General features: G+C 71.2%; 26 protein-coding genes and 1 tRNA gene. 21 read left to right on the top strand and 6 right to left on the bottom strand.

All coding sequences use genetic code 11. The features are described from left to right. Nucleotides 1-107: 107 nt before the first annotated feature. The 8 genes from NNL39_RS02200 (at nucleotide 108) to NNL39_RS02165 (ending at nucleotide 7,203) form a co-directional block, all read left to right on the top strand. The gene (locus tag NNL39_RS02200; protein WP_255160073.1) at nucleotides 108-710 is read left to right on the top strand and encodes a TetR/AcrR family transcriptional regulator; all 603 of its coding nucleotides are present in this window, start codon (nucleotides 108-110) and stop codon (nucleotides 708-710) included. Between the two features lie 13 nt (nucleotides 711-723). Beyond that, entirely contained in the window at nucleotides 724-2,043 is a 1,320-nt protein-coding gene (hisS, locus tag NNL39_RS02195) for a histidine--tRNA ligase (RefSeq protein WP_255160072.1), read from the top strand. A gap of 42 nt (nucleotides 2,044-2,085) precedes the next feature. After that, entirely contained in the window at nucleotides 2,086-3,366 is a 1,281-nt protein-coding gene (gene eno / locus NNL39_RS02190; RefSeq protein WP_255160071.1) for a phosphopyruvate hydratase, read from the top strand. 69 nt (nucleotides 3,367-3,435) lie between these two features. Further along, nucleotides 3,436-3,936: an FtsB family cell division protein gene (locus NNL39_RS02185; RefSeq protein WP_255160070.1), complete on the top strand. Its 501-nt coding sequence runs from the start codon at nucleotides 3,436-3,438 to the stop codon at nucleotides 3,934-3,936. Then, the gene (locus tag NNL39_RS02180; protein WP_255160069.1) at nucleotides 3,933-4,451 is read left to right on the top strand and encodes a DUF501 domain-containing protein; all 519 of its coding nucleotides are present in this window, start codon (nucleotides 3,933-3,935) and stop codon (nucleotides 4,449-4,451) included. Before NNL39_RS02185 ends, NNL39_RS02180 begins: the two co-directional genes overlap by 4 nt. Then, a complete protein-coding gene (locus NNL39_RS02175; protein ID WP_407665138.1) occupies nucleotides 4,424-5,701 on the top strand; it encodes a S8 family serine peptidase in 1,278 nt (425 codons plus the stop codon). Before NNL39_RS02180 ends, NNL39_RS02175 begins: the two co-directional genes overlap by 28 nt. A gap of 40 nt (nucleotides 5,702-5,741) precedes the next feature. Next, entirely contained in the window at nucleotides 5,742-7,064 is a 1,323-nt protein-coding gene (locus tag NNL39_RS02170; RefSeq protein ID WP_255160068.1) for an NAD(P)/FAD-dependent oxidoreductase, read from the top strand. Between the two features lie 66 nt (nucleotides 7,065-7,130). Next, nucleotides 7,131-7,203 (top strand) — tRNA-Leu (locus NNL39_RS02165). Nucleotides 7,204-7,369: 166 nt separating this feature from the next. Here NNL39_RS02165 and NNL39_RS02160 read toward each other — a convergent pair. After that, on the bottom strand, nucleotides 7,370-8,395 hold the full coding sequence (locus NNL39_RS02160) for a LacI family DNA-binding transcriptional regulator (protein WP_255160067.1): 1,026 nt from the start codon (nucleotides 8,393-8,395) through the stop codon (nucleotides 7,370-7,372). 197 nt (nucleotides 8,396-8,592) lie between these two features. Between NNL39_RS02160 and NNL39_RS02155 the strand changes: the two genes are divergently transcribed. The 5 genes from NNL39_RS02155 (at nucleotide 8,593) to NNL39_RS02135 (ending at nucleotide 13,975) form a co-directional block, all read left to right on the top strand. Next, the gene (locus tag NNL39_RS02155; RefSeq protein WP_255160066.1) at nucleotides 8,593-9,942 is read left to right on the top strand and encodes an ABC transporter substrate-binding protein; all 1,350 of its coding nucleotides are present in this window, start codon (nucleotides 8,593-8,595) and stop codon (nucleotides 9,940-9,942) included. 64 nt (nucleotides 9,943-10,006) lie between these two features. After that, the gene (locus tag NNL39_RS02150) at nucleotides 10,007-10,930 is read left to right on the top strand and encodes a carbohydrate ABC transporter permease (protein ID WP_255160065.1); all 924 of its coding nucleotides are present in this window, start codon (nucleotides 10,007-10,009) and stop codon (nucleotides 10,928-10,930) included. Beyond that, on the top strand, nucleotides 10,927-11,751 hold the full coding sequence (locus NNL39_RS02145; RefSeq protein ID WP_255160064.1) for a carbohydrate ABC transporter permease: 825 nt from the start codon (nucleotides 10,927-10,929) through the stop codon (nucleotides 11,749-11,751). The genes NNL39_RS02150 and NNL39_RS02145 overlap by 4 nt, the downstream gene beginning before the upstream one ends. 53 nt (nucleotides 11,752-11,804) lie before the next feature. Next, nucleotides 11,805-12,797 carry a glycoside hydrolase family protein gene (locus tag NNL39_RS02140; RefSeq protein ID WP_255160063.1) on the top strand — a complete coding sequence of 331 codons (993 nt, stop codon included), beginning with the start codon at nucleotides 11,805-11,807 and terminating at the stop codon, nucleotides 12,795-12,797. Next, nucleotides 12,794-13,975, top strand: a complete 1,182-nt coding sequence (locus tag NNL39_RS02135) for a serine hydrolase domain-containing protein (RefSeq protein ID WP_255160062.1) — start codon at nucleotides 12,794-12,796, stop codon at nucleotides 13,973-13,975. The genes NNL39_RS02140 and NNL39_RS02135 overlap by 4 nt, the downstream gene beginning before the upstream one ends. On the opposite strand, the gene NNL39_RS02130 is transcribed toward NNL39_RS02135, so the two are convergent. Next, complete coding sequence (locus NNL39_RS02130; RefSeq protein WP_255160061.1) at nucleotides 13,972-14,688, bottom strand: hypothetical protein; 717 nt, start codon at nucleotides 14,686-14,688, stop codon at nucleotides 13,972-13,974. The two genes, NNL39_RS02135 and NNL39_RS02130, sit on opposite strands and share 4 nt — an antisense overlap. Continuing rightward, on the bottom strand, nucleotides 14,586-15,971 hold the full coding sequence (locus NNL39_RS02125) for a hypothetical protein (RefSeq protein ID WP_255160060.1): 1,386 nt from the start codon (nucleotides 15,969-15,971) through the stop codon (nucleotides 14,586-14,588). The genes NNL39_RS02130 and NNL39_RS02125 overlap by 103 nt, the downstream gene beginning before the upstream one ends. Nucleotides 15,972-16,059: 88 nt before the next feature. Here NNL39_RS02125 and NNL39_RS02120 point away from each other — a divergent pair, with 88 nt between their 5' ends. Beyond that, nucleotides 16,060-16,626 (top strand): LemA family protein, encoded by a 567-nt coding sequence (locus tag NNL39_RS02120; protein WP_255160059.1) that lies wholly within the window; start codon nucleotides 16,060-16,062, stop codon nucleotides 16,624-16,626. A gap of 35 nt (nucleotides 16,627-16,661) precedes the next feature. Continuing rightward, the gene (locus NNL39_RS02115; protein WP_255160058.1) at nucleotides 16,662-17,540 is read left to right on the top strand and encodes a M48 family metallopeptidase; all 879 of its coding nucleotides are present in this window, start codon (nucleotides 16,662-16,664) and stop codon (nucleotides 17,538-17,540) included. A 109-nt stretch (nucleotides 17,541-17,649) separates the two neighbouring features. Here the strand turns inward: NNL39_RS02115 and NNL39_RS02110 are convergent, their stop codons facing one another. Continuing rightward, complete coding sequence (locus tag NNL39_RS02110) at nucleotides 17,650-18,870, bottom strand: winged helix-turn-helix domain-containing protein (RefSeq protein ID WP_255160057.1); 1,221 nt, start codon at nucleotides 18,868-18,870, stop codon at nucleotides 17,650-17,652. A gap of 188 nt (nucleotides 18,871-19,058) precedes the next feature. On the opposite strand from NNL39_RS02110, the gene NNL39_RS02105 reads away from it, so the two are divergent. From NNL39_RS02105 to ilvA, 6 genes are read left to right on the top strand one after another with little or no spacing between them, the layout of a single operon-like run. Next, on the top strand, nucleotides 19,059-20,183 hold the full coding sequence (locus tag NNL39_RS02105; protein ID WP_255160056.1) for an ABC transporter substrate-binding protein: 1,125 nt from the start codon (nucleotides 19,059-19,061) through the stop codon (nucleotides 20,181-20,183). A gap of 10 nt (nucleotides 20,184-20,193) precedes the next feature. After that, nucleotides 20,194-21,096, top strand: a complete 903-nt coding sequence (locus NNL39_RS02100; RefSeq protein ID WP_407665137.1) for an ABC transporter permease — start codon at nucleotides 20,194-20,196, stop codon at nucleotides 21,094-21,096. 5 nt (nucleotides 21,097-21,101) lie between these two features. Then, nucleotides 21,102-21,917, top strand: a complete 816-nt coding sequence (locus NNL39_RS02095; RefSeq protein ID WP_255160055.1) for an ABC transporter permease — start codon at nucleotides 21,102-21,104, stop codon at nucleotides 21,915-21,917. Next, nucleotides 21,914-22,987 (top strand): ABC transporter ATP-binding protein, encoded by a 1,074-nt coding sequence (locus NNL39_RS02090; RefSeq protein ID WP_255160054.1) that lies wholly within the window; start codon nucleotides 21,914-21,916, stop codon nucleotides 22,985-22,987. Before NNL39_RS02095 ends, NNL39_RS02090 begins: the two co-directional genes overlap by 4 nt. Before the next feature lie 35 nt (nucleotides 22,988-23,022). After that, on the top strand, nucleotides 23,023-24,180 hold the full coding sequence (locus NNL39_RS02085; RefSeq protein ID WP_255160053.1) for an AI-2E family transporter: 1,158 nt from the start codon (nucleotides 23,023-23,025) through the stop codon (nucleotides 24,178-24,180). Further along, nucleotides 24,177-25,421, top strand: coding sequence for a threonine ammonia-lyase (ilvA, locus tag NNL39_RS02080; RefSeq protein ID WP_255160052.1), 1,245 nt, complete (start codon nucleotides 24,177-24,179; stop codon nucleotides 25,419-25,421). Before NNL39_RS02085 ends, ilvA begins: the two co-directional genes overlap by 4 nt. On the opposite strand, the gene greA is transcribed toward ilvA, so the two are convergent. Both greA and NNL39_RS02070 read right to left on the bottom strand, forming a co-directional pair. After that, nucleotides 25,418-25,915 (bottom strand): transcription elongation factor GreA, encoded by a 498-nt coding sequence (gene greA, locus NNL39_RS02075; RefSeq protein WP_255160051.1) that lies wholly within the window; start codon nucleotides 25,913-25,915, stop codon nucleotides 25,418-25,420. The genes ilvA and greA overlap by 4 nt on opposite strands. A 66-nt stretch (nucleotides 25,916-25,981) precedes the next feature. Then, nucleotides 25,982-26,386, bottom strand: coding sequence for a DUF4307 domain-containing protein (locus NNL39_RS02070; RefSeq protein WP_255160050.1), 405 nt, complete (start codon nucleotides 26,384-26,386; stop codon nucleotides 25,982-25,984). Nucleotide 26,387 lies beyond the last annotated feature (1 nt).

Here is a 26,387-nt window from a genome sequence, read left to right as displayed (position 1 = left end):
CGGGAGGCGGAGGAGGTCGTTTCGGCGCGGGGCACAGCGCGGCAACAACCTGGAACCGATATTACATAACACTCGTACTGATAGCAAACGTTTGTTATGTTTATCGCGTGTCCCGCCGATCCGACCCCGCCCGCAAGCCCGAGCTGCTCGCGGCCATCGTCGAGCACTTGCGCGAGCATCCGCTCTCGGGGGTCACCTTCCGCACCCTGGCCGATGCGCTCGGGGTCAGCCCGTTCACGCTCGTGTACCACTTCGGCACGCGCAACGAGCTCATCATCGAGATCAGCCGCGCGGTCACGGCACGCCAGCAGCAGGTCATCGACGCCGAGCTCGCCATCGCCCCCTCGCTCGATGCGCATGTCGCCGCGATCCGCGACTCGTGGATCGGCTTTCTCGAGCCGACCACGCGCGCGCTGCTGCGCCTCGAGTTCGAGGCCGCGCTCATGGAGGTGACCGATCCCACCCTGCGCGCGGGCGGTCGCGATGTGCACGCGCGCTGGGTCGAGTGGGGCACGCAGGCGCTCGAGCGGCTCGGCGTCGAGACCGCCGAGGCGCGCATCGAGGCGCGCATCCTCGTCGATCAGCTCTACGGCTTCCAGATCGACCTCGTCGTCACGCGCGACGATTCGGGAGCCACCGCGGCCTTCGAGCGCGCGCTCGACGCCTACCGCGACCGCGTCGCCGCGCTGATCGCCGTGTCGACCGCGTGACAGAATCGAGGTCATGGCCTCAGCTGTGACGCCCCCGCGGGGGATGCGCGACATCCTGCCGACCGAGAAGGCCCGGCGCGAGCGCGTGCTGGCCACCGTGCGATCGGTGTACCGCGCCCACGGCTTCGACGAGATCGAGACGCCGGTCGTCGAAGACTCCGCCCGACTGTTCTCGGGCCTCGGCGGCGACAACGAGAAGCTCGCCTACGCGGTCATGAAGCGTGGCCTGACGGTGGATGACCTGGCCGCCGCCACGAGCCCGCTCGACCTCGCCGACCTCGGGCTGCGGTTCGACCTCACCGTGCCGCTCGCGCGCTTCTACGCGAGCAACCGCGGGCAGCTGCCGAGCGTGTTCCGGGCCATTCAGATCGCCCCGGTGTGGCGCGCCGAGCGCCCCCAGAAGGGTCGCTACCGGCAGTTCGTGCAGTGCGACATCGACATCATCGGCGAGCCCGGCATCGTCGCCGAGGTCGAGCTCATCACCGCGACGGCCGCGGCGCTCGACGCGCTCGGCGTGCCCGGGTGCAGCATCCGCATCAATGACCGCCGCATTCTCACGAGCATGCTCATCGCCCTCGGCTTCGCGGCCGAGTCGCACCCGGCCGTGCTCATCAGCCTCGACAAGCTCGACAAGATCGGCACGACGGGCGTCGTCGCCGAGCTCGCCGAGCGCGGGATGCCCGCCGCGGCCCTCACCGCCCTGCAGGCCGTGCCCGCCTTCGCCGCCTTCGGGGCCGAGGCCGCGACGCATGCGGCCCCTGCGGCGGCTCAGGCGCTCACCGCGGAGTCGATCGCGGCGGTGCTGCCCGCCGGCGTCGATGAGCAGGCGCTCGCCGACCTCGCCGGAATCGCCGCGGCCGTCGCCGCCTCGAGCGCGGTGCCGCTCGTCTTCGACCCCTTCCTCGTGCGCGGCATGGGCTACTACACGGGCCCCATCTTCGAGGTCGCGCACCCCGAGCTCGGCTACTCGCTCGGCGGCGGCGGGCGCTACGACGGCATGATCGGCCGCTTCCTCGGCGCCGACGTGCCCGCGACGGGATTCTCGCTCGGGTTCGAGCGGCTCATCGACCTCGTCGACCTCGACGAGGGCGACGACGCGGCCGCGTCAGCGCTGCTGTACGACGCCGACGTCGAGCTCGGCGTGCTCATGACGCTCAAGGCGCAGCTCGTGGCCGGCGGGGTTCGTGTGCGGCTGCTGAAGCGCCCCAAGAACATGAAGGCCGCCCTCGACCAGCTGACCGCCGAAGGCTTCGCCCGGTTCGCCGTGGTCGGCGCCGATTCGGCGGCCGATGCCGCGACGCTCGACTGGCGTAGGCTCGAACCCGCTTCCTGATCACCCCTGAAGCCGCTGACCACCACCGAAGGAGACACCCCCATGGCTGCAATCGAGGCCGTTGGCGCCCGCGAGATTCTCGACTCGCGCGGCAACCCGACCGTCGAGGTGGAGGTGCTGCTCGACGACGGAACCGTCTCGCGCGCCGCCGTGCCCTCCGGCGCATCGACCGGAGCCTTCGAGGCCTACGAGCTGCGCGACGACGACAAGAAGCGCTACCTCGGCAAGGGCGTGCTCAAGGCCGTCGACGCCGTGCTCGACGTGCTCGGCCCGGCGATCGAAGACATGGATGCGAGCGACCAGCGGCTCATCGACGCCGAGCTCATCGCCGCCGACGGCACCGACAACAAGTCGAAGCTCGGCGCCAACGCCATTCTCGGCGTCTCGCTCGCGGTCGCGAAGGCCGCGGCCGACTCGGCCGACCTGCCCCTCTTCCGCTACGTCGGCGGACCCAACGCGCACGTGCTGCCCGTCCCGATGATGAACGTCATCAACGGTGGCGCCCACGCCGACACCGGGGTCGATGTGCAGGAGTTCATGATCCTTCCGATTGGCGCCGAATCGTATAGCGAGGGCCTGCGCTGGGGCGTCGAGACCTACCACGCGCTCAAGGGCGAGCTGAAGGCCGGCGGCTTCGCCACGGGCCTCGGCGATGAGGGCGGCTTCGCCCCCGACCTGGCCGGCACGAAGGCTGCGCTCGACTTCCTCATGGCCGCCATCGAGAAGGTCGGCTTCACGCCCGGGAAGGACATCGCGCTCGGCCTCGACGTCGCCGCGACCGAGTTCTTCGAGGGCGGCGTCTACCGCTTCGAGGGCGCCGAGCACACCGCCGCCTCGATGGCCGCGTTCTACGCCGACCTCGTGGGTGCGTACCCGCTCGTGACGATCGAAGACCCGCTCTCGGAAGACGACTGGGAGGGCTGGGCCGCGCTCACGGCCGACCTCGGCGCGAAGGTGCAGCTGGTCGGCGACGACCTCTTCGTCACCAACCCGAAGCGACTGGGCGACGGCATCGGCCGCGGCACCGCCAACTCGCTGCTCGTCAAGGTCAACCAGATCGGCACGCTCACCGAGACGCTCGACGCCGTCGCGCTCGCGCAGCGCAGCGGCTACACGGCGATCCTGTCGCACCGCTCGGGTGAGACCGAAGACACGACGATCGCCGACCTCGCGGTCGCGACCAACTGCGGCCAGATCAAGACCGGCGCCCCCGCCCGCAGCGAGCGCGTCGCGAAGTACAACCAGCTGCTGCGCATCGAGGAGGAACTCGGCGACGCCGCCGTCTACGCGGGTCGCACCGCCTTCCCCCGGTTCACGGCGTAGCCGCACTCGAATCGCGACGAGCCCGCCGTCCCCACCCGGGGCGGCGGGCTCGACGCTTAAGCTGAACCCATGCCCCGTCGACCCCGCACCGTGCCCGTGGCGATCCCCGCCGACGCGCCCGCAGCGACGCCGTGGTTCCGCAACCTGCAAGTGTCGGGCTTCACGGTGGCGGTGCTGCTGCTCATCGTGGCGGCGCTCATCGTGCTCGCTCCCTCGCTGCGGGTGCTCGTCGAGCAGCAGCAAGAGATCGCTGAGCTCGAGCGGCGCGTCGCCGAGCAGCAGGCCGTCGTCGACGAGCTGCAGACCGACATCGACCGCTGGCAAGACCCGGCCTACATCGAGGCGCAAGCACGCGACCGGCTGCTCTACGTCTACCCGGGCGACATCACCTTCCTCGTCATCGACGACGGCCTCACGGTCGAGAACGACGCGGCGCAGCCCGTGAGCGACGAGATCCAGTCCACGCGCATCGACTGGACCCGCGCCCTGCTCTCCTCCATCGTCACCGCGGGCCTCACCGATCTGCCCGCCGACCAGCTGGTCTCACCCGAGTTCGGGGGAGCGGAGTGACCCGCCCGCCCTTCGCGCCGTTCACCGAGCGCGACGTCGAGATCGTCAGCGCCCAGCTCGGCCGCCCCGCCCGCGACGTCATCGGCATCCCGGCGCGCTGCGTCTGCGGCGCGCCGACCGTGGTCGCCACCCGGCCGCGCCTGACGTCGGGCACGCCCTTCCCGACCCTCTACTACTTGACGCATCCCGCCGCCACGATCGCGGCCTCGCAGCTCGAGGCGAACGGACGCATGGCCCAGTACGCGGCCGAGCTCGAGGCCGACGAGGCCCTCGCGGGGCAGTATCGCGCCGCGCACGAGGCGTACCTCGCCGACCGTGCGAGCATCCTGACCGTCGACGAGATCGAGGGCTACTCGGCCGGCGGCATGCCCTCGCGCGTGAAGTGCCTGCACGCCCTGCTCGGCCACGCGCTCGCCGCCGGGCCGGGCGTCAACCCGATCGGCGATCGCACTCTCGCCGAGTGCGGCTGGAGCCCCGAGGTGTGCGCGTGCGCGCCCGATCAACGCGGCTCCTGACCCGCGCCCTGGCCGCCCCGCTGCTCGCGGCGGGGATGCTCGTCGCGGTCGTCGCGCCCGCCGCCGCCCCCGTGCACGCGCCGGCCGCGCGCGCCGATGCCGTGCGCGACCAGCAGTACTGGCTCGACGAATACGGAATCCGCGAGGCCTGGGGCGTCACGCGCGGCGAGGGCGTCGTCATCGCCATCATCGATTCGGGGGTGGATGCGGGGCACCCCGATCTCGCGGGTGCCGTGATCGGCGGCACCGACGTGTCGGGCCGCGGTGCCGCCGACGGCACGCGCCCCCTCGGCGCCGGACGCAGCAGCACTCACGCCACCATGGTCGCCTCGCTCGCCGCCGGGCGGGGGAGCGGGCCGGGCTCCGGGGTCATCGGCGCGGCCCCCGCGGCGTCGATCCTCACCATCTCGCTCGTCTTCGGGCCCGGTGAGCGCAGCGGCGACGACCAGATCGCCGAGGCCGTGCGCTGGGCGGTCGACAACGGGGCCGACATCATCTCGCTCTCGCTCACGCGCAACCGCATCGACTGGCCCGAGTCGTGGGACACCGCCTTCCTGCACGCGGAAGAGAACGACGTCGTCGTCATCGCCGCCGCCGGCAACCGCGGAAGCGGCACCGAGCAGGTCTCCGCGCCCGCCACCATGCCGGGCGTGCTCGCCGTCGGCGGCGTCGACCGCGCGGGCCGCGCGAGCGACAACGCCTCCTCGCAGGGCATCACGATCGGCGTGATGGCGCCGAGCGAGAACCTCGTCGGAGCCGTCCCCGGCGGCGGGCACTCCTCATGGCAGGGAACGAGCGGCGCGACCCCCATCGTCGCGGGCATCGCCGCCCTCGTGCGCGCCGCCCACCCCGAGCTCGACGCCGCGAACGTCGTCAACCGCATCATCGCCACCGCCCGTCCCGCCACCGGCACCGTTCCCGACCCGCTCTACGGCTACGGGCTCGTCGACGCGGCCGCCGCGGTGCGGGCGTCGGTGCCCGCGGTGACGGGCAATCCGCTGGGCTCGCTGAGCGAGTGGATCACGGTGCACCGGCGAGCCGAGGTGCCGGCCCTCGAGAGCGCGCTGCCGGCGCCGCGGCCGGCGGTCGGCAAGGCGATCGCGACGGGGTTCGGGATGCCCGGCTCGGCGCTCGGCCCGCTCGAGGCGGTCATCCCGGCCCTCATGGTGCTCGTCGGCACGATGACGGCCCTCGCCACCCTCGCGGCGGCCGCCGTGGTGCGGTTCGTGACCCGCACCGGTTCGGAGTAGATTAACCGAGTCCCCCCTTACCACCGAGGAGAGCTTTTCCGTGCCCAGAATCCTGATCGTCGGTGGCGGCTATGCCGGCTTCTACACCGCTCTGAAGCTCGAGAAGCACCTTCGGCGGGGCGAAGCCGAGGTCGTCATGGTCGACCCGCTGCCCTACATGACCTACCAGCCCTTCCTGCCCGAGGTCGCCGCCGGCTCGATCGAGCCCCGCCACTCCGTGGTCTCGCACCGTCGCCACCTGACGCGCACGACCGTCATCACGGCGAAGGTGACGGGCATCGACCACGCCTCGAAGACCGCCACGATCACGCCCGAGGTCGGCGAGCCCTACCAGCTCGACTACGACCACGTCGTCGTCACCGCCGGCTCGGTCTCGCGCACCTTCCCGATCCCCGGCGTCGCCGACGTCGCGATCGGCATGAAGTCGATCGAAGAGGCCGTCGCCGTGCGCGACCGCCTCATCGACAACTTCCACCGCGCCGCCCTCCTGCCCGCGGGCCCCGAGCGCGACCGACTGCTCACGGTCGTCGTCGTCGGCGGCGGCTTCGCGGGCATCGAGACCTTCGCCGAGCTGCGCAGCCTCGCGAGCGCCCTGCTGCGCGAGTACCCGGGCCTCACGATCGACGACACGCACTTCCACCTCATCGAGGCGATGGGGCGCATCATGCCCGAAGTCTCGCTCAAGACCAGCCACTGGGTGCTCAAGAACCTCGCCCAGCGCGCCGCGACCGTGCACCTCGACACCCAACTGACGAGCGCCGTCGGCGGGGTCATCGAGCTGTCGACGGGCGAGAGCTTCGAGAGCGACCTCGTCATCTGGACGGCCGGCGTCATGGCCAACCCCGTCGTGCGCTTCACCGACCTGCCGGTCGAAGAGCGCGGGCGTCTGCGCGCCCAGGCCGAGCTGCGCGTCGTCGACGAGCAGGGGCAGGTCGTCGAGGGTGCCTGGACGGCCGGCGACGTCGCCGCGGTGCCCGACCTCACGGGCGGTGGCGTGGGTGGCTTCTGCGTTCCCAACGCCCAGCACGCCGTGCGCCAGGGCAAGGTGCTCGCCAAGAACCTCGCGGCGGCTCTGCGCGGCGAGGAGCCGAAGCAGTACGTGCACAAGAACCTCGGCGCGGTCGCGGGCCTCGGCCTCGGCTACGGCGCCTTCCAGTCGGGCACGTTCGCCGTCACCGGCCTCATCGCCTGGTTCATGCACCGCGGCTACCACGGCCTCGCGATCCCCATGTGGGAGCGCAAGCTGCGCGTGGTCGGCGGCTGGGTCGGCCACTTCTTCCTCGGTCGCGACAACGTGAGCCTCTCGGCGCGCGAGACGCCCCAGGCCTACTTCCAGGAGTTCGCCTCGCGGCCCAAGGTCTAGCAGCCGCACGCGAAACCCCGGTCGCCGCGCGCGACCGGGGTTTCGCGCGTTCTAGGCTGGCGGCACGCCCCGGTAGCCCAATGGCAGAGGCAGGCGACTTAAAATCGCTTCAGTCAGGGTTCGAGTCCCTGTCGGGGTACTCGTGCACGCGCGACGCGATGCGTCGCGGGGTTCGACCCCCACCCGGGGTACTCGTGCACGCGCGCCGCGGCAGCGAATCAGCTCGTTCGTCGCATTGTGCGCCGAACGTTTCGCCGATAGTGCGACGAACGCACTCAAACGTTGTGCCGGAGCCGTGCGCGCGGCTACGAGACGCGCGCGATCGAGTCGCGCTCGATGACGGGCATCGGGATGAGGATCTCGCCGGTGCGCTCCGGGTCGAGCACCGCATCCACCGCCGCCCGCCCCATCGCCTCGTGAGGCAGGGCGACGGTCGTGAGCCCCGGGCGCATGTAGGCCGCGAGCTCGTCGTTGTCGAACGAGACGATCGACACGTCGTGCGGCACCGCCAGCCCGGCCTCGGCGAGGGCTTGATAGGCCCCGAAAGCGAGCCGGTCGTTGAGGGCGACGATCGCCTTGATGCCGCGACCGTGACGCTTGAGCAGGCGGGTCATGGCCGTGTAGCCGTTGTCGGGCTCCCACAGCCAGATCGACTCTTCGGCGAGGAAGGTCAGCTCGTGCTCGGCCATGACCTCGCGAATGCCCGCGATGCGCCGGGACACTGTCATCGAGCGGAACAGCCCGCTCTCCTTCTGCTCGTTGTGGCCGAGCAGCAGGATGCCCTCCCGATGCCCGGCATGTACGAGCAGCTCGATCGCGGCCCGACCGCCCGCATACTCGTCGGGCAGGATCGACACGGGGTGCTGCTCGTTGGTCGCGTTGAGCAGCACGACGCGCGTGCGATCGGGCACCGGGGGTACGTAGAGCTCGCGCGAGCGCATGGTGGCGAAGATGACGCCGTCGACCTGCCGGTCGAGCACGGCTTCGACGGCCTCGGCCTCGCGCTGGGGCTCGCCCGCGGTCTCGAGCACGAGCAGCACGTGGCCGGCGGCGTGAGCGTTGTCGAGGGCGCCTTTGATGAGTCCGCTCGCGAAGCGGGTGGTCGCGACGACGTCGGAGATGAACCCGATCGTGTCGGTGCGCTCGGTGCGCAGACCGCGGGCCGTGAGGTTGGGGCGGTAGCCGAGCTCGGCCGCAGCACGGATGACCCGGTCGTGCGCATCCTGCGACAGGCGGGTGTCGGGGCGGCCGTTGAGGATCATCGAGGCGGCGGTCGACGACAGGCCCGCGCGCCGAGCCACGTCGGCAAGGGTGACCCGCTTGCCCGCCATGTGCCGCCTCCTCGTCGCCTGCCCGAGTCTATGGTGCCGTGCGTCGCATGTTTGTATGCCGGGACTTGACATGGTGTCGTGCCGTGTTGCTAAATGGATTTAGCAAGGGCCCCCAGCGGTCAATGCCGATCAGCGGGGGCAAACACGTGCCACCCTGTGGATCAGCCACCAAGAGATTCAGACAAAGGAGTCACACAATGCGTCTTCACACATCCCGGCGCGGGCACTCCCGCGCGGTGGTCGGGGCGGCGGTCGCTTTCGCGATGCTCGGCCTCGCCGGCTGCGCCCCGGGCGCTGCTGCTCCCGAGGAGACCGATGGCGTCGAGGTCAGCACCGAGCTGACCGACGAGGAGGTCGTTCTCACGATCGCCGACGAGACCGGCTTCCCGGTCACCGACGCCCTCACCGAGGAGTTCACGCGCCAGTACCCGAACGTCACGTTCGAGATCACGCGCGACACGTTCCAGAACCTCACGGCCAACGCCCCGCGTCTGCTCGCGGGCGAGAACCCGCCCGACCTGATCCGCCTCCCCACGATCGGCGACACGGTGAAGGACGGCCTGCTGGCCAACCTCGACCCGTACTACGAGGCCTACGGCTGGGACGCCTGGCCGGCCTCGCAGCTCTCGCCGCTGCGCATGACCGACGAGGGTGTGCGCGGCTCCGGCTCGCTCTACCAGCTCGGCCTCGGCTACAGCGTCACGGGCGTCTACATGAACCTCGCCCTCGCTGAGAGCCTCGGCATCGAGGAGCCCCCCGCCACCATCGCCGAGATGGAGGAGATGATGGAGGTCGCCAAGGCCGCCGGAATCCTGCCCATCATGGCGGGCGACAGCGACGGCGTCGTCAACTTCGTCGTGCAGGCCGCGATGAACCAGTACGCCGACCAGGACGAGTTCCTCAGCTGGATGTTCAACGAGCCCGGGGCGACCTACAACACCCCCGGCAACGTGCAGGGTGCCGAGCTCATCCGCAAGTGGGCCGACGCCGGGTACTTCCCGTCCGACATCAACGCGATCGACTACTTCACGTTCGTCACGCGCTTCTCGGAGGGCGAGGGCCTCTTCACCTTCAACGGCAACTGGGCCGCGGCCGGCTACCAGGAGGCACTCGGCGACGACGTGACCTTCTTCCTCGCGCCGCCCGTGAACGAGGGCGACCGCTTCATCGCGATGGGCGCCGCCAACTCGTTCTCGGTGGCCGCCGGCAGCGACAACCTCAACGAGATCGTGTACTTCCTCAACTGGATCCACACGAACCCCGAGGCGCGTCAGATCATCGTCGACATCACGGGCGCCTCGCCCGGTGGCGACCCGAGCCTGCCGCTGCCCGAGGTCGCGCCCGGCTCGCTCATCGAGAAGGCGCTCGAGATGAGCGCGCAGATCGGTGCCGACAACGGCCAGGTCGACTTCATGGCCAACACCACGGCGGGCATCTACGCCGGCTCGATCATCCCCGAGTCGCAGCTGCTCGTGACCAGCCAGATCACCGGTCAAGAGTTCGTCGAGCGCGTCCAGGCGTTCTACGAGCAGGAAATCGGCGGCTGATCATGAGGGCGCTCGACGTCGTGCGGCGGTCGCGCACCGCCACTCGCCTGGAGGAGGTCGTCGCGTGACTGCCACGCAGACGTCGAGCGCCCCTCGTCGGGCTGCCGCGAAAGCGGCGGCCCGACGGGCCGACCGGGCGGGATGGCTCCTCGTTGTCCCGGCACTGGTCGCCTACGGAACCTTCGTGATCTACCCGCTCGCCACGGGCATCCAGTACTCGTTCTACGACTGGAACGGCATCGGGGTCGCCACGTGGGTCGGCCTCGAGAACTACGCGCAGGTGCTGACGAACCCCGACCTGCTCGGGGCGATCCGCAACTCGTTCGTGCTCATCGCCTTCTTCACGATCATCCCGGTCGGCACCGGCCTCGTGCTCGCGACGCTCATCCGCACCATGCGCGACGGCTTCGCGCTGCGGGCCTCGCAGACGGTGCTGTTCCTGCCGCAGATCATTCCGCTCGCCGCAGCAGGCATCGCCTGGTCGTGGATGTACGCGCAGACGGGCGCGGTCAACCAGATCCTCAGCAGTATCGGGCTCGGGTTCCTGACGCGCCCGTGGCTCGCCGACTACGCCACCGCGCTGCCGGCGGTCGGGCTCATCGGCTCGTGGGTACTCACGGGGCTCTGCACCGTGCTGCTGCTCACCGGCATCGGAAAGATCGACACCTCGCTCTACGAGGCGATCCGGCTCGACGGCGCCGGCTGGTTCCGCGAGTTCTTCACGATCACACTGCCCGGCCTGCGGCAAGAGCTCGCGGTGCTCGTGACTCTCACGGTCATCGCCGCGCTGAGCACCTTCGACATCATCTACACGTCCACGCAGGGCGGCCCCGGGCGCGCGACGCTCGTGCCGGGCCTGCTCATCTTCCGCATCGGGTTCACGCAGAGCGACGTCGGCCTCGCGTCGGCGTTCGGCATCGTCATGATGGTGCTGGTGCTCGCCCTCGTGCTCCCCATCCAGCGGCTCTCGAGGATCGGCGACCGATGATCACCTCGCGCACCGAAGTGGTGCTCGGCCGACTGCTGCTGCTCGTCGCGGTCGTGCTCACCCTCATCCCGCTCGTCAACATGCTCTCGGCGGCGTTGCAGCCGGCCGACCGCAACCCGATCGGCCTGTCGTGGCCGACCGACCCGCAGTGGATCAACTTCGTGACGGCGTTCGAGGTCGGCAACGTCTGGCGCCTCATGGGCTCGAGCGCCTTCATCGTGCTGTGCGTCGTGCCCGTCGCCCTCATCATCTCGACGCTCGCGGGCTACGCGCTCGGCGGCCTGCGGGTGCGCGGCGGCCGGGTGATCCTGATCGTCTTCGTGCTGGGGCTGACGATCCCCTTCGAGTCGCTCATCATCCCGCTCTACTACCAGGCGCAGGCGCTCGGCACCCTCAACACCCAGTGGGCCGTCATCTTCCCGCTCATCGGGCTCTTCATGCCGTTCTCGGTGTTCTGGATGCGCGCCCACTTTGTCAACGTGCCCCGCGAGCTCAGCGAGGCCGCGCGCGTGGACGGCGCGACGCTCTGGCAGGAGTTCTTCCGCATCCAACTGCCGCTCGCCCTCCCGTCGCTCAGCGCCCTGACGATCCTGCTGTTCATCTGGACGTGGAACCAGTTCCTGCTGCCGGTCGTGCTCATCGCCGATCCGCTCGATCGCACGGTCGCCGGGGCGCTGACCTTCTTCCAGGGGCAGTACTACCTCAGCATCCCGCTGCTCAATGCGGGGGCGCTCATCATCATCGTGCCCGCCATCACGGTGTTCCTGATCTTCCAGCGCCAGTTCATCCGGGCGCTGCTGCAGGGTGCCGTCAAGGGCTGATGCCCAGCACTCGCGCGACCGACCCTCCTCCACCACTCTCAGATAGGGCCACCATGCCGTTCTCCCTCCGCGACCACTGGGTCTGGGACTTCTGGTTCGCCGACGACGGCGAGCAGTTCCACCTCTTCTACTTGCACGCGCCGCGCTCGCTCGGCGACCCGCACCTGCGGCACCGCAACGCGCGCATCGGCCACGCGGTCTCGACCGACCTGCGCGAGTGGACCGACCTCGGGGTGTGCCTCGAGCCGAGCGGCGGCGATGCGGTCGACGCGCACGCGACGTGGACGGGCAGCGTCGTGCGCGACGCCGAGGGCACCTGGCACATGTTCTACACCGGGTCGCGGTTCCTGCGGCCTGACGCCCACGACAACATCGAGACGGTGGCGGTGGCCACCTCGCGCGACCTGCACACCTGGGTCAAGCATCCCGAGCGATCGCTCTCGGCCGACGCCGCGCTCTACGAGCGGCTCGGCGATTCCGTGTGGCCGGAGGAGGCGTGGCGGGATCCGTGGGTCATGCCCGACCCCGATGGCGGCTGGTGGATGCTCCTCACGGCCCGCGCGCGCACCGGGGCTGACGAGCTCGACCGCGGGGTGGTCGGCGTGGCGACGTCGCCCGATCTGGTCTCGTGGTCGGCCGTCGAGGCCCTCACGGCGCCCGGTGCCGGCTTCCGGCACCTCGAGGTGCCGCAGCTCATCGACATCGACGGCCGGCGCGTGCTGCTGTTCTCGTGCGACACCCCCGCGCTCGCGGGAGCGCGCGAGGCCGACGGTCAGCGCGGCGGCATCTGGGCCGTCGCCGCGGATGACGCTCTCGGTGCGCGCGGAGCCGTGGTGGACGCCGCGGCAGCGCACCTCGTGCACGACGAGTCGCTCTATGCGGCGCGCGCCGTGCAGGACCGTTCGGGCGCCTGGCAGCTGTTCGCCTTCCGCAACCTCGACGAGCATGGCGCGTTCGTGGGCGGCATCGCCGGACCGATGCCGCTCGAGTGGTCGGCCGTTCAGGATGCTCTGCAGATCGCCGTCGAGGCGGTGGCAGGCGCATGACTGCCGTCACGTCGGGAACGGTCGCGGCGGGATTCGAGCCGGTGGGCGAGGCGTTCGAACGCGCCTTCGCGGGTCATGAGCGAATGGGGGCCGCCCTCGCGGTGCGCGTGGGAGGTGTGCCGGTCGTCGATCTGCACGGCGGCGTGCGCGACGTGCGCACGGGCGAGCCGTGGCAGCACGACACGCTCAATGTCGTGTTCTCGTGCACGAAAGGGCTCACCGCCGTGCTCGCCGCCCGCCTCGTGCAGGAGGGGCGCCTCGACTATCACGCGCCCGTCGCCGACTACTGGCCGGAGTTCGCCCAGGCGGGCAAGCAGAAGGTGCTCGTGCGCCACGTGCTCGGGCACCGCTCGGGACTCAACGCTCCCGTGCGCGACTTCTCGACCGACGATCTGCTCGACTGGTCGACCGTGACCACGGCGCTCGCCGAGCAGGCACCGCTCTGGCAGCCCGGCTACGCCTACGCGTATCACGCGATCACGCAGGGCTGGCTCGCAGGAGAGATCATCCGCCGGGTGACCGGCATGAGCCCCGGCGCCTACTTCGCCGAGGCGGTGGCGCGGCCCCTTGGCGTCGAGGCATGGATCGGGCTGCCGGCCGAGCTCGAGCCCCGGGTCTCGCACCTCACGGTGGGGCAGACGCTCCACGCGCTCATCGACACGCAGGCGGCTGCGCGCGTGCCCGGGGTCATCGATTGGCCCGAGCGCGCCATGACGCTCGGCGGCGCGCTGCCCGCTGCGCTCGTGTCGGACGACGGCGGGTTCAACGATCCGCGCCTGCACGCTGCCGAGTTCCCTGCCGCGGGCGGTATCGCCACGGCGCGCGCGCTCGCCACGATCTGGTCGTCGACCGTCGTCTCCGAGGGCGGGGTGCGCCTGCTCGATGACGACACCCTCGACGAGGCGCTGCGCGTGCAGTCCGACGGGCATCCGTTCTTCTCGGCCCCGCCGCCCTGGCCGCGCTGGGGGATGGGCTTCCAGCTCGACTCTGCGGCGCGCCGCTACCTCACGGCGGCGAGCTTCGGGCACGACGGCGCCGGGGGGCAGGTGGCCTTCGCCGACCCCGTGCACGAGGTGGGCTTCGCCTTCGTGACGAACGTCATGGAGGCTGACGACCCTCGCGCGACGAGCATCATCGACGCGCTGCGTCGCTGCGTGCTCGAGCGCGCCGCCGCTTAGCGCCAGGCGGGCGCCACCCACCGCACCCATACGACCGCCGCGGTCAGCACGGCTCCCGTCGCCGCGCCCGCGAGCACGAGCGCCGCGAGCGGGAAGGCGGGACCGGACGCGAGGATCGCTGCGGCCAGGGTCGCCGCGGCGAGTGCCACGACGGCCCACGCGGGCGGCGAGACCGCATACAGTGTGCGGCCCGGCAGCGGGCCGACGGGCAGCAGCAGCATGAGCAGCGAGCCGAGCCCGCCGAGGGCGACCGCGGCCGCCGTCTCGCTCGCGAATGACATCCAGAACCCCGTGCTGGGCGTGAGCACGTCGTGCGCGGCCCAGGCGAGAAGCGCGAGTGCGGCGACGCCGCTCGACTGCGCCACGGCGATGCCCGCCTGCGCGCGGCGGCCTGCGCCGGCGGCAGCGCTCGCCGCGATGAGCACGCCCGCGAGCAGCGGGGGCTGCAGCCCCCCGAATCGCGACAGCAGCGCGGCGGCGAGGGCGACGAGCAGGATTCCGGGCAGCAGCCGCACGACCACCTCGACCCGCGCGACGCGGCCGGCGATGCGCGCGGGCAGCAGCACCGCGACGAGGTTGAGCAGCAGCAGGCCGAGCCCGATCGCGGCCGTCAGGCGCACGTACCGCACCTCGCCGGCCACGCCGCCCGACAGCGCGGCGATGATCGCGGCCCCGCCGAGGGTGCCGATCGCCACGAGGCGCGGCGAGAGCACGGGCGAGACCGGCTCGTCGACGGTGGCGCCCGGTTTCGCCCCGTGAGGGCGAGCCGCGGTCGTCGCAGGCGCGGCCGCACGTGCGTGACGAACGCGCGCAGCGGCAGCGCGACGAGCACGAGGTAGGCGAGGCCCGCGAGCGGTGCCACGAGCCAGCCGCCGCGCTCGAGCACCTCCGACGCCGTCGGCAGCGAGCCGCCGAAGCCTGTCGGGGTTCCCCAGTTGACGCCGAGCGGCGGGGCGGGCGTCGGCGGGCGCGGCTCGTCGGGCTGAATCGGGGTCGGCGTCGGGGTGGCGCTCTGCTCGGGCTCGCGGGGAGCCTCGCTCGCCTGCCCCTCGCGCGGCGGCGCGGCGGGCGGCTCGTAGCGCACCTGCACGCGAGGGCTCGCGGCGCTGAAGTTGCCGGCCCGATCGCGCTGCAGCGCTTGCACGGTGAAGTCGCCCGTCGACGGCCAGCGCACGGGGCACTCCCAGCTGCCCGAACTCGACACGCGCGTCTCGCACGCGAGCGCGCCGTCGATGAAGAGCTGCAGCAGGGCACCCCGCTCTCCTCCGCCGCGCGCCGTCACGGCACCGAGCGGCGTGGTGCCGGGGCGGGGCGAGGTGATGGTCGGTGCGCGCGGCGGCGCCCGGTCGACGACGGCGGCGACGGCGGCCGAGTAGTCCGAGTACTCGGGCCCGATCGGGGGCGACGACTGTCGTGCGCGCACCTGGTACGAGCCGCTCGCGAGGTCGACGGCGCACGACCAGTAGCCCGAGCCGAGCGCGTCGGGGCACGTGTGCATGGTCGTCCCGGCACTGCCGGTCGCCTGCAGCTGGATGCTCGCCCCGGGCTCCGCCGTGCCGCTGAACAGCCCCGTGGTGATGACGGCTGCGCCGCCCCCGTCGATCGCCGGCGCCGCGAGCACGCGCAGGGTCAGCGGCGGCAGCGGGGCGGTGGACGCGTCGGCGAGCATCTCCTCGCCCGTGAACTCGTGCACTCCGTTCGGCACGGCGATGCCCGAGCACTGCCAGGCGAGGGCATCCGGATCGGTGATCGTGCACACGACCTCGCCGTCGCGCCGGATGACGAGCGTGCTGCCGGCGTCTTTCGACCCCGTGAGCGTGACGCTCGAGCCCGCCACGAAGTCGCTCGGCGGAACGTCGAAGGCGGCGGCGGCCGCAGCGGGTGCCGCTGGCGCGAGCGCGAGGGGGAGCGCTGCGGTGGCTGCGATGGCGAGGGCGGCGAGCCCGCGATGGAGGGCCGCGCGGCGGGCGGGGTCGTGCCGCTCGCGCCTGCGCATCCGCTCACCCCCGTCTCGACCTGTCTGCTGGACATTCTCTCAGGAGTCCCCCTGTCGGCGCGGTCAGCCCCGCCCTATGCTGTGCGTCATGGAATTCTTGGTGGTCATCGGCGTTCTCGTCCTGCTCGTCGTCATCGCGGGCATCTACCTCTGGGCGACGTACAACTCGCTCGTCACGCTCAACGTGCGCGTTGACGAGGCGTGGAGCGACATCACGGTGCAGCTCAAGCGGCGCGCCGACCTGCTGCCGAACCTCATCGAGGCGGTCAAGGGTTATGCCGCGCACGAGAAGCAGGTGTTCGAGGCCGTCACGAAGGCCCGCGCTGAGACGCTCGGCGCGCAGGGTCCGGCCGACGCCGCCGTCGCCGAGGGGCACATGCAGCAGGCGCTCAAGAGCATCTTCGCCGTGGCTGAGGCCTACCCGCAGCTGCAGGCGAGCCAGAACTTCTTGCAGCTGCAGGGCGAGCTCGTCGACACGGAGGACAAGATCCAGGCCTCGCGTCGGTTCTACAACGGCGGCGTGCGCGAGCTCAACGTGAAGATCAAGCAGTTCCCGAACACGCTGTTCGTGCGCGGGCTGGGCTTCACTGAGCGCGATTTCTTCGAGGTTGCCGACGCCGCGGCGATCGCCGAGCCGCCGCGCGTGCAGTTCTGATCCACCGCATCCCGACCGCGCGTCTGGAGGTCTAGGTGTATCGCGCCATTGCGGCGAACAAGCGCAACACGGTGTTCATCATCCTGCTGTTCGTCATCATCATCGGGCTGCTCGGGCTCTTCGCCGACTACTACTTCGGCGGTGGCTACTCGATCTTCATCGGCACCCTCATCGGTGCCACGATCTACACGCTCGTGCAGTACTTCGCCGCGGGCTCGCAGGCGCTCGGGCTCGCGGGCGCGCATCCGATCACGAAGGCCGACAACCCGCGGCTGTACCGCATCGTCGAGAACCTCGCCATCACCGAGGGCCTGCCGATGCCGCGCGTCTACGTGATCGACGACCCCGCGCCGAACGCCTTCGCGACGGGCCGCGACCCGAAGCACGCGAGCGTCGCGGCGACGACGGGGCTGCTCGAGCTCATGACCGATCGCGAGCTCGCGGGCGTCATGGCGCACGAGATCGGGCACGTCAAGAACTACGACATCCGCGTCTCGACGATCGTGTTCGGCCTCGTCGTCGCGGTCGGCTTCATCGCCGACATCCTCTTCCGCATGGCGTTCTGGGGCGGCAACCGCAACAACAACGGCAACCCGATCATGCTCGTGCTCGGCCTCGCCGCGATGGTCATCGCGCCGCTCGTCGCCGCAGTCGTGCAGGCCGCCGTCTCGCGGCAGCGCGAGTACCTCGCCGACGCGACGGGCGCCCTCACGACGCGCGACCCCGAGGCGCTCGCGAGCGCGCTGCAGAAGCTCGGCGACTACGCCCGCCCGATGCGCCGCCAGAACTCGACCATGGCCCACCTCTACATCAGCGACCCGATGAAGCCGGGGTTCGTCGACCGCATGTTCCAGACCCACCCGCCGATCGCTGAACGGGTCAAGCGCCTCATCGAGAACTCGACGCGCTTCTAGGCCGACGCTGCCTCGAACTCAGCCGAGCGGTGTAGCCCGAAAGTCTCATTGCAGCGGAAACATTCGGGCGACAATGCGACGTTCGGCCGATAACGGCGAACGCTCGCGGTCACGGCACGCGCGAGAGCGCGTCGCGCACCGCGGCCGCCGCGTCGCCCCAGAGGGGCTCGGTCACGACGACCTCGCCGAGACCCTGCCACGCGGATGCTCGCCGCAGCACCGGCGCCACCCGCGCCGCGAGTTCCGCGGGTGAGCCGCCCGGCTCCACCCACGCCGACTGCACCCGCAGCACGCCGGCCTGCCGGTCGCTCTTGAGGTCGATGCGGCCGAGCAGCCGGTCGTCGACGAGCACGGGCAGCGAGTAGTAGCCGTACTGCCGCTTCGGCGCAGGCGTGTAGATCTCGATGCGGTAGGGGAAGCCGAACATGCGGAGGGCGCGGTCGCGGCTCCACACGACGGGGTCGAAGGGCGAGAGCAGGGCGGTCGCCTCGATGCGGCGGGGGATGCGCGCGCCCGGCATGATGAACGCCGGCAGCGGGCGGCCCGCGCCCGTGGTCCACCCCTCCACCTCGACCTGCTCGATCTCGCCTGCGGCGAGCAGCGCGCGCAGAGCATCCTGGGTCGGTGCGATCTTCAGCCGGTGGTAGTCGGCGATGTCGCCGACGGTGCCGACGCCGAGCGCGCGCACGCTGCGCAGCACGAGTTCGCGCTGCGCCTCGACGCGGGGCACCTCCACCGCGTGCAGCTCGGCGAGGCCGACCTGGTGGGGGAGCGCGTACACCCGCGAGAAGCCGCGGCGCCCGCCGCTGACGACGTCGCCGAAGGCGAAGAGGTATTCGAGCCCCTCCTTGACGTCGCTCCAGCCCCACCACGGGCCGCGCCGTTCGGTGGCGTCGTGCTCGACATCGCTCACGGTCATCGGGCCCTTCGCCGCGAGCTCGAGCAGCAGCCAGTCGAGCATTGCCGTGTTCTCGCGCACCCACGCGCTCTTCAGCGTGAAGCGTTCGCGCAGGGCCTCGCGCTTCCAGTGCCAGAGCGGCCAGTCATCGCGCCGGATGATCGCCGCCTCGTGCGCCCAGTACTCGGTGTACCGGCCGCGGCGGGCGAAGATGAGCGCATCGAGGTCGGCCGGGTCGTAGGCGCCGAGGCGCGCGAAGAGCGGCAGGTAGTGCGAGCGCGCGAAGACGGTCACCGAGTCGAGCTGCAGCACCTGCAGGCGGTCGATCGCCGACGCGAGCTGGCGCGTGCCGACGGCGGCCGGATGCGCGCGGTCGAAACCCTGGGCGGCGAGGGCGAGGCGGCGCGCCTGCGCGGCGGTCAATCGGGGCACCGCACCACGCTAGCGGGGGAGCCCTGCTCGCATGCGCGGCCCCGGTCGCGCATCCGTCGCCGTCACGTTGCCGGCCGTTCACTGGGGGCGACCCGGCGCGTCACCGAGCGTGCTTAGCGTGCGGAGCAGTCGCGGTTCCCCGTGCTCGGAACACAGCCCGAGCCGCCGCGGCCCGACCCGGAGGATCCGTGAACACCACACGCACTCTCGCCGCTGTCGCACTCGCGACGACGGCCGCACTGACGCTCGGCGCCTGCGCCACCACCGAGGCTCCCGCCTCGGAGGTCGACGCGGCCACCGCCACGAGCATCGCCGACTTCGGCACCTTCGCCGACCTCGAGGCCGCCGCGAAGGCCGAGGGCGCGCTCAACGTCATCGCGCTGCCGCGCGACTGGGCCAACTACGGCGAGATCCTCGACCTGTTCATCGAGCGCTACCCCGAGATCACGGTCACCGAGGCGTCGCCCGACGCCTCGAGCGCCGAAGAGATCCAGGCCGCCGAGAACCTTGCCGGCCAGGACACCGCGCCCGACGTCTTCGACCTCGGTCTCGCCGTCGCGCTGCAGAGCACCGACTACTTCGCGCCCTACTTCGTCGAGCGTTGGGACGACATCCCCGCCGAGCTCAAGAACGAGGACGGCCTGTTCTGGGGCGACTACGGCGGGTACATGGCCATCGGCTACGACCCCGACGCGGTGCCGGCCCCCACGAGCCTGCAAGACCTGCTCGGTGAGGACTACCGCGGCAAGGTCGCCATCAACGGCGACCCGACGCAGGCCGGCGCGGCCTTCGCGGCCGTCGGCATGGCGACCGTGCAGAACGGCGGCACCCTCGATGACTTCGATGCCGGCATCGACTTCTTCGAAGAGCTCAACGCGGTCGGCAACTTTGTGAAGATCGACCCGACCCCGGCCACGGTGGCCTCGGGCGAGACCCCCGTCGTCTTCGACTGGGACTACCTGAACAACGGCTACGCCGCTGAGCTCGACGGTCAGCGCAACTGGGAGGTCGTCGTGCTGCCCGGTACCGGATACGCCGGCTACTACAACCAGGCCATCAACAAGGACGCCCCGAACCCGGCGGCCGCGCGCCTCTGGATGGAGTTCCTCTACAGCCCCGAGGTGCAGAACCTCTGGCTGAAGGGTGGCGCCCGCCCCGTGCTCGAGGCCTCGATGGTCGCGAACGGCGAGATCGACGAGGCGCTCTACGCGGCGCTGCCCGAGGCGCCGGCGGACACCGTGGTGCCGACCGCCGCGCAGAGCGAGGCCGCCGCGGCCCTGCTCGGCGAGCGCTGGGCGACCGCTGTCCAGTAGCACGCCCGTCGTGACGACGGTCGACCCCCGGGGCACCGCGCCCCGGGGGTCGACCCGCACGCCCGGCGTTCTCGCCTCCCCGATCTGGGGAGTGGTGCCCTTCGCGCTCTACGTGCTGCTCTTCCTCGGCCTGCCGACCGCCCTCGCGCTCGGCACCGGGTTCGTCGACAGCGAGGGGGCGTTCACGCTCGACAACATCGCAGCGCTCGCCGACCCCTTCGTGGTGAGCGGCGTCATGACCTCGATCGTGCTCTCGGCCGTCACCGCGGTCGTCGGCGCCGTGCTCGGGGCGCTCGTCTGCTACGCCCTCATCGGCACGCGCCCCGAGGGGCCGCTGCGCTCGGGCATCGACGCGGTCAGCGGTGTGCTCGCGCAGTTCGGCGGCGTCATGCTCGCCTTCGCGTTCGTGGCGACCATCGGCATCCAGGGCTTCATCACGGTGCTGCTGCGCGACCGGCTGGGCATCGACATCTTCGCCGACGGGGTGTGGCTCTACGAGGCGCCGGGGCTCGTGCTGCCCTACATCTACTTCCAGGTGCCGCTCATGATCATCATCTTCATGCCCGCCCTCGAGGCGCTCAAGCCGCAGTGGGCCGAGGCGAGCGCAACCCTCGGCGGCACGACGGCCACGTTCTGGTGGCGCATCGGCCTGCCCGTGCTCGCCCCCTCGTTCCTCGGCTCGCTGCTGCTGCTGTTCGCCAACGCGTTCTCGTCGTACGCCACCGCGGCTGCGCTGACGAGCCAAGGCCAGTCGATCGTGCCGCTGCAGATTCGCGCCGCGCTGACGAGCGAGACACTGCTCGGCCGCGAGAACCTCGCGGGGGCGCTCGCGCTCGCCATGATCGTCGTGATGGCGGTCGTCATGGCGCTGTACGCGCTGCTGCAGCGCCGTGCGTCGCGGTGGCAGCGATGAGCGGGATGCGCGCATCCACCAGCACGGGAGTGCCCACGCCCAGCCGCCTCGCCCGCTGGGGCATCCTCGGCACGATCGGCCTGCTGTTCGCCGTGCCGATCGTCGCCATGGTCGAGTTCACGCTGCGGCGCGGGCTCGAGGGCGGCTACAGCCTCGACCGCTGGGTCACCGTGCTCACCTTCGACCTCGGGCCCGAGTACCGCGTGCTCGGGCAGGCGATCGGCAACTCGCTCGTGCTCGCCGCGGCGACCGTCGCGCTCATGCTCGTGCTGCTCGTGCCGACGATGATCGTCGTGCAGCTCAAGCTGCCGCAGCTGCGCCGGGTGCTCGAGTTCGTGTGCCTGCTGCCGATCAGCATCCCGGCGATCGTGCTCGTCGTCGGCCTCGCCCCCGTCTACGGCGTCATCTCGCGGGCTGCCGGCAGCGGCGTGTGGACCCTCGCGCTGGCCTACGGCATCATCGTGCTGCCCTTCGCCTACCGCGCGGTGCAGTCGAACCTCGATGCGATCGATGTCATCACCCTCACCGAGGCGGCGCGCTCGCTCGGGGCGAGCTGGCCGACCGTGATCGCGCGCGTCCTGCTGCCCAACCTGCGCGCCGGCCTGCTCGCCGGAGCGTTCATCTCGGTCGCGGTCGTGCTCGGCGAGTTCACGATCGCCTCGCTGCTCAACCGGCAGAACCTGCAGACGGCGCTCGTGATCGTGCAGAAGGACGATCCGTTCATCGCCGTCATCGTCACCCTGCTCTCACTGCTCGTCGCCGTCGCCCTGCTGCTCGTCATCGGGGCGATCGGGCGCGGCACCACCCGGAGGACCTCATGACCGCACCCACTGCCACCGCCCCTCGCGTGGCCGCCCCCGTCGCCTTCGTCGATGTCGTCAAGCGCTTCCCCGGCGGCACGACCGCGCTCGACGGCATCTCGCTCGCCCTCGAGCCCGGCGAGCTCGTCGCCCTGCTCGGGCCCTCCGGGTGCGGCAAGACCACGGCGCTGCGCGTGCTCGCCGGACTCGAGCGCGCCGACGGCGGCCACATCCTCATCGACGAGGTCGACGTCATCGGCACGCCCACCAATAAGCGCGACATCGGCATGGTGTTCCAGTCGTACTCGTTGTTCCCGCACCTCACCGCGCTGCAGAACGTCGAATTCGGGCTGCGGATGCGCGGCGCCGCGCCGGCCGATCGCCGCCGCCGCGCGGCTGAGGCCCTCGAGCTCGTCGGCCTCGACCACCACGGTGCCCGCTACGCCCACCAGCTCAGCGGCGGGCAGCAGCAGCGTGTCGCGCTCGCGCGCGCCCTCGTCACGCGGCCCCGCGTGCTGCTGCTCGACGAGCCGCTCAGCGCGCTCGACGCCAAGGTGCGCGTGCAGCTGCGCGAGCAGATCCGGGTCATCCAGACCGAGCTCGGCATCACGACCGTGTTCGTGACGCACGACCAGGAGGAGGCGCTCGCCGTCGCCGACCGCGTCGCCGTCATGCGGGCCGGCCGCATCGAGCAGATCGGCACGCCCGAAGAGCTGTACTCCCGCCCGGCGAGCGCCTTCGTCGCCGACTTCGTCGGGCTGAGCAACCGGATGCCCGGCACGGTCGCGCGCGGCACGATCGCCGTGGGCGCCCAGCGGCTGCCGCTCATCGATCCGACCGCGCCGGAGGGTGCGGCGATCGCGCTCGTGCGGCCCGAAGACATCGTGCTCGCCCCGGCCGGTGACCCGGATGCGCGCGCCGCTGTCGTGCTCACGAGCTCGTTCCTCGGCTCGCTGCGCCGCACCCGTGTGCGGCTCGACGACGGCGGGCTCGAGCTGACCGTGCAGCACGAGGTCGGCCAGCATCCCGCGCCGGGAGAGGCCGTGCACGTGCGGCTGATGGGGCGGCCCGTCGCCGTGGCGCCTTCCTGAGCCGCCGCTCGGGCCCAGGCTCGTAGACTGGCGCAATGTTCTGGCGACCGAAGGCCGATCCGCTCCCGCCGGCGGGGGCCGACGCCGTCGCGCCCGCAATGCGCACGGCGGCCGCGTGGTCGTGGCGCATGCTCGTCGTCGCCGGTGCGATCGGCGTGCTGATCTTCCTCATCATCCAGCTGCGGCTCATCGTCATCCCGTTGCTCATCGGGGTGCTGCTCGCGGCCCTGCTCGTGCCGTTCGCCACCTGGCTCAAGCACCGCTTGCGCTTTCCGCACTGGCTCGCGGTGACGACGGCGATGCTCACGCTCGTGAGCGTGGTCACGGCCCTCATCTGGCTCGTCGTCGCGCAGGTGCGCGCCGGGTGGCCCTCGCTGCAAGACCGATCCGTCGACGCGTTCGACGAGTTCCTCGTGTGGCTCAGCACGACCTTCGGCCTGAGCACCGACGAGATCACCGGGTGGATCGACGGCATCGTCTCCGAGCTCGACTTCTCGACGGGGGGCCCGCTCGTCACGGGCGCGCTCTCGGTGAGCGCGACGGCGGTCGAGCTGTTGACCGGAACGGTGCTCGTGCTGTTCTCGCTCCTGTTCTTCCTCATCGACGGGCCCAACATTTGGCGCTTCGTCGTGCGCATCTTCCCGCGCACCGCACGGCCCGCCGTCGATGGCGCCGCCCGCGCGGGCTGGCTCACGCTCACCAACTTCTCGAAGGTGCAGATCTTCGTCGCCTTCGTCGACGGCCTCGGAATCGGGCTCATCGCGTGGGCCCTGGGATTGCCCCTCGCCCTGCCGATCGGCGTGGCCGTCTTCCTCGCGAGCTTCGTGCCGTTCGTCGGCGCGCTCGTGACGGGCGCACTCGCGGTGCTCATCGCGCTCGTCTACAACGGCCCGTTCATCGCCCTGCTCATGCTCGGTGGCGTGCTGCTCGTGCAGCAGATCGAGGGCAACGTGCTGCAGCCCCTCATCATGGGCCCGGCTGTGCGGGTGCACCCTCTGGCCGTCGTGCTCGCGGTGGCGACGGGTGGACTCCTCGCGGGCATCCCGGGCACGCTCTTCGCTGTTCCGATCGCGGCGTTCGTCAACGTCTTCGTGCGCTACATCGCGAGCGGTCGGTGGCGCATCATCCCGCACCCCATGACCCTGAGCGATATCCAGCCACCTCCCGTTGCACCGACCCAGGAGCGCCCATGACCACCGCCCCGCTCACGATCGCTGGCCCGACCCTCGCCGATGTCGAGGCCGCGCGCCTGGTCGTCAGCCGCGTCGCCGAGGTCACGCCCATGGAGACCTCGCGGTACCTCAGCGACGTTCTCGGCGCGCCCGTGCACCTCAAGTGCGAGAACCTGCAGCGCACGGGCTCGTACAAGATCCGCGGTGCGTACAACCGCATGTCGCGGCTCAGCGACGAGGAGAAGGCGCGCGGCGTCGTCGCTGCGAGCGCCGGCAACCACGCCCAGGGGGTCGCCTTCGCGGCGCGCGAGCTCGGCATCGCCGCCACGATCTTCATGCCCATCGGCGTCGCCCTGCCCAAACTGCAGGCGACGCGCCACTACGGCGCCGAGGTCGTGCTGCGCGGCCACACCGTGAGCGAGCCGCTGAAGGCCGCGCAAGAATTCGCCGAGCGCACGGGCGCCGTCTACATCCCGCCCTTCGACCACGCCGACGTCGTGGCCGGGCAGGGCACCTTGGGCCTCGAGCTGCTCGACCAGGTGCCCGAGCTCGAGACCGTCATCGTGCCGATCGGCGGCGGTGGGCTCATCTCGGGTGTCGCGAGCGTGCTCAAGCGGCGCGCGGCCGAGCTCGGGCGCAGCATCCGGGTCATCGGGGTGCAGGCGGCCAATGCGGCCGCGTACCCCGTTTCTCTGGCGGCGGGTGCCGTCACCGAGATCACCATCTCGCCGACGATCGCCGACGGCATCGCCGTGGCCAAGCCCGGCAAGCTCAACTTCGAGATCGTTCGGGATGCGGTGGACGAGGTCGTGACGGTCGACGACGACGACATCGCCCGCGCGATGCTCGTGCTGCTCGAGCGCGCCAAGATGGTGGTCGAGCCGGCCGGCGCGGTCGGAGTCGCCGCGATCATGACGGGCAAGATCACGGCGAGCGGCCCGACCGTCGTCGTGCTCTCGGGCGGCAACATCGATCCGCTCATCATGGAGCGCGTGATCGCCCACGGGCTCGCCGCCTCCGAGCGCTATCTCAAGCTGCGCATCCCGCTGCCCGACCGGCCCGGCCAGCTCGCCCGCACGAGCGAGATCATCGCCGACCAGAACGCCAACGTCGTCGAGGTGCTGCACACGCGGCACGGCTCCGGGCTCGCCATCAGCCAGGTCGAGCTCGAGCTGCACATCGAGACCCGCGGGCCCGAGCACGCCGACCAGGTGATCGGGGCGCTGCGCGACGCGGGTTATGACCCCAGGACGCAGCTCTAGCCGGTGTAGGTGCTCACGTCGACGATCGTGACGGCGATCTCTTTGCCGTTGGGCGCCGTGTAGCTGACCGTGTCGCCGATCTTCGCGCCCAGGATGGCCTGGCCGAGAGGGCTGGCCTCGCTGTACACGTCGATGTCGCTGTCGTCGCCGACGATCTCGCGGTTGCCGAGGAGGAACCGCTCGTCGTCGCCGAGGATCGTCGCCGTCACGACGGTGCCGGGTTCCACCACGCCGTGCGCGGTCGGCGGGACGCCGACGACGGCCGTGCGCAGCAGTTCGGTGAGGGTGCGGATGCGCGCCTCGATCTTGCCCTGCTCGTCTTTGGCGGCGTGGTAGCCGCCGTTCTCCTTGAGGTCGCCCTCGTCACGGGCGGCCTCGATGCGCTTCGCGATCTCGGCGCGCCCCGTCGTCGACAGGTGCTCGAGCTCGGCCGATAGGCGGTCGTGCGCCTCCTGCGTGAGCCACTGCGTGGTGGTGCCCGCGGCGTCGTTCATGACGATTCCCTCCTGACGCAGCAGAACCGGCCCGTGGGCCGGTTCTGACTTGTGGTTCCGGCGATGCTACGGGAGCCAGCACCGGTAGGGCAAACCGGTGACCGGCCGCTCGGCCGTGCGCAGGGTCTCGGTGAGAACCCGCGTTCGCTCGCTCGATGCCGGCAGCTCGACGATGCGCCAGCCCACGATGCCGAAGCTCTCGTTGAGGGCTTGGATGGCGCACGACACCTCGGTTCCCGGTGTCGTCGAGACCTCCCACCGCACGTCGATCGACGTGTCGGTGACGTTCGCATACCCGAGCTCGCGCGTCTCGAGCTCGGCGTTCGTGCCCGAGAGCCCGCCCCAGACGACCCACGCCGTGAAGACGATCGCGAACACGATGCCCGCGATGATCATGCCAGTGCGCGTGCGGCGCTCGGCGCCCGCGGTGCGTCCGTAGCGCTCATCCAGACGCTGCTGCGTGGTGCTCACG

Origin of the sequence: Microcella humidisoli (genome assembly GCF_024362325.1) — a bacterium.
Classification (GTDB): Bacteria; Actinomycetota; Actinomycetes; order Actinomycetales; family Microbacteriaceae; genus Microcella; species Microcella humidisoli.
This window is presented reverse-complemented; position numbering and strand designations above follow the sequence as displayed.